This is a genomic window from Roseateles sp., from assembly GCF_049240545.1.
Classification (GTDB): Bacteria; Pseudomonadota; Gammaproteobacteria; order Burkholderiales; family Burkholderiaceae_C; genus Paucibacter_A.
Genome location: NZ_JBMLSK010000038.1, coordinates 23,854 through 30,225 on the forward strand (window position 1 = coordinate 23,854; position 6,372 = coordinate 30,225).

Annotated in this window: 4 protein-coding genes and 1 tRNA gene; all 5 read left to right on the forward strand. The window is 57.5% G+C overall.

Annotated elements, in window-relative coordinates; genetic code table 11:
* The first annotated feature begins 47 nt into the window (after positions 1 to 47).
* Positions 48 to 134: transfer RNA gene (locus ACOVRJ_RS02180), tRNA-Leu, on the forward strand.
* A gap of 23 nt (positions 135 to 157) precedes the next feature.
* Positions 158 to 1,471: a trigger factor gene (tig, locus tag ACOVRJ_RS02185; RefSeq protein WP_422042269.1), complete on the forward strand. Its 1,314-nt coding sequence runs from the start codon at positions 158 to 160 to the stop codon at positions 1,469 to 1,471.
* 201 nt (positions 1,472 to 1,672) lie between these two features.
* Positions 1,673 to 2,281, forward strand: a complete 609-nt coding sequence (clpP, locus tag ACOVRJ_RS02190; RefSeq protein ID WP_422042270.1) for an ATP-dependent Clp endopeptidase proteolytic subunit ClpP — start codon at positions 1,673 to 1,675, stop codon at positions 2,279 to 2,281.
* Positions 2,282 to 2,412: 131 nt separating this feature from the next.
* The gene (clpX, locus tag ACOVRJ_RS02195) at positions 2,413 to 3,681 is read left to right on the forward strand and encodes an ATP-dependent Clp protease ATP-binding subunit ClpX (protein ID WP_422042271.1); all 1,269 of its coding nucleotides are present in this window, start codon (positions 2,413 to 2,415) and stop codon (positions 3,679 to 3,681) included.
* 100 nt (positions 3,682 to 3,781) lie between these two features.
* The gene (lon, locus tag ACOVRJ_RS02200; protein ID WP_263539816.1) at positions 3,782 to 6,190 is read left to right on the forward strand and encodes an endopeptidase La; all 2,409 of its coding nucleotides are present in this window, start codon (positions 3,782 to 3,784) and stop codon (positions 6,188 to 6,190) included.
* The last annotated feature ends 182 nt before the right edge of the window (positions 6,191 to 6,372 follow it).

The window sequence follows — 6,372 nt, forward strand, 5'->3', positions numbered from 1 at the left end:
CGGAGCAGGTTTCTTGAAATCCGCTCCTGCAAACTTGATTCCACTCAGCGCGGGTGGCGAAATTGGTAGACGCACCAGGTTTAGGTCCTGACGCCTTCACCGGCGTGCCGGTTCGAGTCCGGCCCCGCGCACCAGATAACTTAGTACTGAGTCAAAAATGGCTGTCACCGTCGAAACCCTCGAAAAGCTCGAACGCCGCATCACGCTCACGCTGGCGGCCGCTGACATCAACAGCGAAGTCGAAACCCGTCTCAAGAAGTTGGCCCGCACGGTCAAGGCCGACGGCTTCCGCCCCGGCAAGGTGCCGATGAGCGTGGTCACTCAGCGTTATGGCTACTCCGTCCAGTACGAAGTCATGAACGACAAGCTGGGTGAGGCCTTCTCCGCCGCCGCCAACGAAGCGCAATTGCGTGTGGCTGGCGCTCCGAAGATCGCTCAAAAGGAAGAGTCGCCCGAAGGTCAAATGGCTTTCGACGCCACCTTCGAGGTCTATCCTGAAGTCAAGATTGGCGACCTGTCGGCTGCTGATGTCGAAAAGGTCGGCAGCGATGTCACCGAAGAAGCCATCGACAAGACCGTCGACATCCTGCGCAAGCAGCGTCGTAGCTTCGCTCAGCGCGCTGCAACTGAAGTGGCCGCCGATGGCGACCGCGTCACCATCGACTTCGAAGGCAAGCTGGACGGCGAGCCCTTCCAAGGCGGCAAGGCCGACGGCTTCCAATTCATCATCGGCGAAGGCCAGATGCTGGAAGCTTTCGAGAAGGCAGTGCGCGGCATGAAGGCCGGTGACTCCAAGACTTTCCCCTTGGCATTCCCTGAGGATTACCACGGCAAGGACGTGGCCGGCAAAGAAGCCGACTTCCTGGTGACGCTGAAGAAGATCGAAGCTCAGCATCTGCCTGAAGTGAACGAGGCTTTTGCCAAGTCGCTCGGCATTCCCGATGCAAGCATCGAAGCGCTGCGCGCCGACATCAAGAAGAACCTCGAGCGTGAAGTGAAGTTCCGTGTGCTGGCTCGCAACAAGGGCGCCGTGATGGACGCGCTGGTGGCTGCTGCTGAACTGGACGTGCCGAACGCGCTGGTTGAAGGCGAGTCCGAGCGCATGATTGCTGCCGCTCGTGAAGACCTGAAGAAGCGTGGCGTGAAGGATGCTGACAAGGCCCCGATCCCCGCAGAAATCTTCAAGCCGCAAGCCGAGCGCCGCGTGCGCCTGGGTCTGGTGGTGGCCGAGTTGGTTCGCTCCAACAATCTGCAAGCCAAGCCTGAGCAGTTGCAAGCGCATATCGAAGAGCTGGCTCAGAGCTATGAAAAGCCCGCTGAAGTCGTGCGTTGGTACCTGAGCGACCGTGCACGTCTGGCCGAAGTGGAAGCCGTTGTGGTTGAAAACAACGTGACCGACTTCGTCCTGGCCAAGGCCAAGGTCAGTGAAAAGCAACTGCCTTTTGACGAATTGATGGCTCAGGCCAACTGATCCGGCGTTTCGCCGTGAGTCAAGGGCGCCGTGCTGCGAGGCCGGCGCCTTTTTCATTTACCGAGGCTTTCTTGGTGCTTGGGCTTGACGCGACATAATCAGCCCCCATACCTGTGTAGGTGGGGTGACGCTAGACGCATGAGCGGCTAGTTAGCCACCGATTGATTTGCGGGTTAGAGAACAACTTTCAGAGGATTCATCATGAGCGCGCTGGAAATCAACAATTTGGGCATGGTCCCTATCGTCATCGAGCAGTCGGGTCGCGGTGAGCGCGCCTATGACATCTACAGTCGCTTGCTGCGCGAGCGCATCATTTTCTTGGTCGGCCCGGTGAACGACGCGGTGGCCAATTTGGTTGTGGCTCAGATGTTGTTCCTGGAGAGCGAGAATCCTGAAAAGGATATCTATCTCTACATCAACTCGCCCGGCGGCAGCGTGTCTGCGGGTATGTCGATCTACGACACCATGCAATTCATCAAGCCGCAGGTCTCTACCCTGTGCATGGGCATGGCGGCCAGCATGGGCGCCTTCCTTTTGGCTGCAGGTGAAAAGGGCAAACGCATTGCCTTGCCGAATGCAAAGATCATGATTCATCAGCCCCTCGGCGGCACGCAGGGTCAGGCGACCGATATCGAGATCCATGCCCGTGAGATTTTGAAGACGCGCGAGCAACTCAATCGCATCCTGGCCGATCGCACCGGCCAGAGCCTGGAGAAAATCCAGAACGATACCGAGCGCGATTACTACATGTCTTCCTTGGAAGCGCAGGCCTATGGCCTGATCGATCAAGTGATTGAGACGCGTCCTTAATTGAGTTTGTAGGGGTGTCCCTGAAGGGCGCCCAACTGAAGGCGTATCGGGGGGCTTATTGAGCGAAAGCCCCTCTGCGCGTTTGAACTATCATCCAAGCAGGCATTAACGCCTGAAAGACAAGCAGATCCATGGCCGAGAAAAAAGGCAATTCCAGCGAAAAAGTTTTGTACTGCTCCTTCTGCGGCAAGAGCCAGCATGAGGTGAAGAAGCTGATCGCTGGCCCGTCGGTGTTCATTTGCGACGAGTGCATTGAACTCTGCAATGACATTGTTCGTGATGAAGTGCCGGCAGAGACGCCCCAGGCTCGCGCCAGCAAGTCCGATTTGCCCGTGCCGAGCGAAATCAAAGCCAGCCTGGATCAGTATGTGATTGGTCAGGACGTCGCCAAGCGCACCCTGTCTGTGGCCGTTTACAACCACTACAAACGCTTGCGCCATATGGCAGGCACCAAGGACACGGTCGAACTATCCAAGAGCAATATCTTGCTGATCGGCCCCACCGGCTCGGGCAAGACCTTGCTGGCCCAGACCTTGGCGCGTTTGTTGAATGTGCCTTTTGTGATCGCCGACGCCACCACCTTGACCGAAGCCGGCTATGTGGGCGAGGACGTCGAGAACATCATTCAAAAGCTGCTGCAGAACTGCAATTACGACGTGGAGCGCGCGCAGCGTGGCATCGTCTACATCGACGAAATCGACAAGATTTCTCGCAAGGCGGACAACCCCTCCATCACCCGCGATGTGTCGGGTGAGGGCGTGCAGCAGGCTTTGCTGAAGCTGGTCGAAGGCACGATGGCTTCGGTGCCGCCCCAAGGCGGCCGCAAGCACCCAAATCAAGACTTCCTGCAGATCGACACGACCAATATCTTGTTCATCTGCGGCGGCGCTTTTGACGGACTTGAAAAAGTTATCCAAAACCGCTCAGAAAAGTCCGGCATCGGTTTTGGCGCCAGCGTCAAGAGCAAATCTGATAAGCGTGTGTCTGAAGTCTTCCGCGAGGTGGAGCCTGATGACTTGATCAAGTTCGGGATCATTCCGGAGCTGGTGGGTCGTCTGCCTGTGGTCGCAACTTTGGGCGAACTGACCGAAGATGCTTTGGTGCAGATCCTGACCGAACCGAAGAACGCCTTGCTGAAGCAGTATCAGCAATTGTTTTCGATGGACGGTGTCGAACTGGAGGTTCGTCCCTCGGCGCTGTCCGCCATTGCCCGCAAGGCTTTGGCGCGCAAGATTGGTGCGCGTGGATTGCGCTCCATCATGGAGCTCGCGCTGATCGACACCATGTTCGAGTTGCCCGCCTTGGATGGCGTGGCCAAGGTGGTGCTGGACGAGCACACCATTGATGAAAACGCCAAGCCCCTGCTGGTTTATCGCGAACAAGCGAAAGCCAGTGCCTGAACTGTTTTGATTGGCCGGTTTTTGCCGGCTGATTCGATCGCTGCGGCGTCTTGCAATTCACCTCTCAGGCCGCAACTGGGTCTGAGAAAGAGAGGTTTTCATGTCCGGTCATCCTGTTTTGCCCGCAGAGCTCATCACTTTGCCGCTGCTGCCGCTGCGTGATGTGGTTGTCTTTCCGCATATGGTGATCCCCTTGTTCGTGGGGCGCCCCAAGTCAATCAAGGCTTTGGAAGCCGCCATGGAAGCCGGGCGCCAGATCATGCTGGTCGCGCAAAAAGCGGCCGGCAAAGATGAACCCAAGTCGGACGATATGTTCGAAGTGGGCTGCGTCTCTAGCATCCTGCAAATGCTCAAGCTGCCCGATGGCACCGTCAAGGTTCTGGTCGAAGGCTTGCAGCGTGCCACCACGCAGACCATCACCGACGGCGAAGAGCACTTCGTTGCCGAGGTGATGCCGATCCCGCCTGAGGCTGATTTGAAGCCCGAGGTGGAGGCCCTGCGTCGCGCGGTGACTCAGCAGTTTGACCAGTACGTCAAGCTGAACAAGAAGATTCCCCCTGAGATCCTGACATCCATCGCCGGCATTGATGATGCTGGCCGTTTGGCAGACACCATCGCCGCGCATCTGCCGCTCAAGCTCGACGCCAAGCAGTCGGTCTTGAATCTTTCCGAAGTGGGCAAGCGCCTGGAGACTCTGCTGGATCTCTTGGAGCATGAGGTCGACATTCTTCAGGTCGAGAAGCGCATTCGTGGCCGCGTCAAGCGCCAGATGGAGAAGAGTCAGCGCGAGTACTACCTGAACGAGCAAGTGAAGGCCATTCAGAAGGAATTGGGCGACGGGGAAGAGGGCGCAGACCTCGAAGAGCTGGACAAGAAGATCCAAGCTGCGCGCATGCCCAAGGAAGCCAAGAAAAAGGCTGACGGCGAGCTGAAAAAGCTCAAGCTGATGTCGCCGATGTCGGCCGAAGCGACCGTGGTGCGTAACTACATCGAGACCTTGGTCAATCTGCCTTGGAGCAAGAAGACCAAGATCAAGCACGACCTGGTCAATGCCGAGGTGGTGCTGAACGAAGACCATTACGGCCTCGACAAGGTCAAGGATCGCATCCTTGAGTATCTCGCGGTGCAACAGCGCGTGGACAAGGTCAAGGCGCCGATTCTGTGCTTGGTCGGCCCTCCAGGCGTGGGCAAGACCTCGTTGGGCCAATCTGTGGCTCGCGCCACCGGTCGCAAGTTCGTTCGCATGGCCTTGGGTGGCGTGCGTGACGAAGCCGAGATTCGCGGTCATCGCCGCACCTATATCGGTTCGATGCCGGGCAAGGTGCTGCAAAGCCTGTCCAAGGTCGGCACTCGCAACCCACTGTTCCTGCTTGACGAGATCGACAAGCTGGGCATGGACTTCCGTGGCGACCCGTCCTCGGCCCTGCTGGAAGTGCTGGATCCCGAGCAGAACCACACCTTCGGCGACCACTATGTCGAGGTCGACTTCGACCTGTCCGACGTGATGTTCATCGCCACATCGAACTCGATGAACATTCCGCCGGCCCTGTTGGACCGGATGGAAGTGATTCGCCTGTCGGGTTACACCGAAGACGAAAAAGTCAATATCGCCCAGCGCTATCTCTTGCCCAAGCAGAGCAAGAACAATGGCGTTAAGGACGAGGAGATGGAAGTCACCGAGTCCGGCATCCGCGGCATCATTCGCTACTACACACGCGAAGCCGGTGTCCGTTCGCTGGAACGCGAAGTCTCCAAGATCTGCCGCAAGGTGGTGAAGGGCTTGGCGCTGAAGACCTTCGAAGGCAAGGCCGTGGTCACCGAGGAAAACCTCAACGACTATCTGGGCGTGCGCAAGTACGACTTTGGTCGCGCTGAAAAGAAGAACCAAGTCGGCCAAGTGGTGGGCCTGGCGTGGACCGAAGTGGGTGGCGATTTGCTGACCATCGAGGCGACTTCGATGCCCGGCAAGGGCAATATCATCCGCACCGGCTCGCTGGGCGATGTGATGAAGGAGTCCGTGGAAGCTGCGCGTACCGTGGTTCGCTCGCGTGCACGACGTCTGGGTATCAAGGACGAGTTGTTCGAGAAACGTGACGTTCACGTGCACGTGCCTGATGGCGCAACGCCCAAGGATGGCCCCAGCGCAGGTGCGGCGATGACGACGGCCTTTGTGTCTGCATTGACAGGCATTCCAGTTCGCGCCGATGTCGCCATGACCGGCGAAATCACGCTGCGTGGTGAGGTAACGGCGATTGGTGGTCTGAAGGAGAAATTGCTGGCGGCCCATCGGGGTGGCATCAAGACCGTGATGATTCCGGAAGAGAACATCAAAGACCTGCAAGACATCCCAGAGAACGTCAAGAACCAGCTGGAGATCGTTCCGGTTCGCTGGATCGACCGAGTTCTGGAAGTGGCGCTGGAGTCCATGCCTCAAGCCTTGCCGGATGAGGAACCTGCGGTTGCAGCCAAGCCTGAAGAGGCGGCTGCAAAGCCTGCCGCCACGCACTGATGGCTTGGTGCTGAAATTTTTGAGAAAAACTAAGCAAACTCTTGCGAAGTCATCAAAATTCAGCATACAATCATGGTCTTGCTTCTACAGCAGATCTCTTTAAAAAGATCGGTTGAACGAAGCAAGACAATGCGGGAATAGCTCAGTTGGTAGAGCGCAACCTTGCCAAGGTTGAGGTCGCG

What these genes read in the sequence shown, in the direction of transcription:
- clpX (WP_422042271.1), top strand. Translation starts at nt 2,413, where the DNA reads ATGGCCGAGAAAAAAGGCAATTCCAGCGAAAAAGTTTTGTACTGCTCC.
- tig (WP_422042269.1), top strand. Translation starts at nt 158, where the DNA reads ATGGCTGTCACCGTCGAAACCCTCGAAAAGCTCGAACGCCGCATCACG.
- lon (WP_263539816.1), top strand. Translation starts at nt 3,782, where the DNA reads ATGTCCGGTCATCCTGTTTTGCCCGCAGAGCTCATCACTTTGCCGCTG.
- clpP (WP_422042270.1), top strand. Translation starts at nt 1,673, where the DNA reads ATGAGCGCGCTGGAAATCAACAATTTGGGCATGGTCCCTATCGTCATC.